The organism is Oleiphilus sp. HI0123, assembly GCF_001635315.1.
Genome location: NZ_LWGE01001842.1, coordinates 1 through 687, shown reverse-complemented (window position 1 = coordinate 687; position 687 = coordinate 1). Strand labels below are relative to the sequence as shown.

Sequence of the window (687 nt, the reverse complement as noted above, 5' to 3'; positions counted from 1 at the left end):
TCAAGAAAGCTTGAAGGTAAGGGGTAGGGATGATTTTTCCACAAGACCGCTTAAATCTACCTTGGACGAAAGAAGCTGGTGAAAGTAAACGTTTCAGCAGTATTCTGCTTACCTTGCTCATGGTCTTTTTGGTACTAGCGGTATGGATACCTAATGCATCTGTGCCTGAAAAAGATCGCAAATCACTTGAAAAGCTCCCACCGCAACTAGCAAAGTTAGTGAAGAAAAAAGAGCCACCCAAACCCAAGCCAGTCAAAAAGGAAGAGAAACCTAAAAAGGTTGAAGAAAAGCCTAAAGAAGAAAAACCTAAACCTAAAGAAAAGCCTAAGCCTAAAGAAAAGCCTAAGCCAATTAAAAAGCCGGAGCCGATTAAAAAACCTCTGACTACAAAAGTCAAAAAAGCGAGAGAAGTTGCTAAAAAGTCCGGCTTGTTAGCTGTGCAGTCAGATCTTGCTGAACTTAAGACAGTCGTCGATGTCGCTGCCTTGAAAAAGAAAGTTGCACCAAGTAAGCAGGCGACCATTGCCGCGAAAGCAAGCGGACCTGCTAGTTCAGAAGTGCTCAAGCGCAGTAGTGGGATTTCTACTGAAGCCTTAGCGGCTCCAGCGGAAACCGTGTCACTAAGTGCGCGTGAGAATGAGGTGCGAGATGCAACAGAAGATGAGATATCTTTAGCTCTTGCTGAAG

The 687-nt window shown here is 44.3% G+C and carries 1 pseudogene; it reads left to right on the top strand.

Annotation, left to right across the window (positions count from 1 at the left end):
* Positions 1–29: 29 nt before the first annotated feature.
* Positions 30–687 (top strand): annotated as a pseudogene (locus tag A3761_RS24755) (hypothetical protein); the annotation flags it as partial.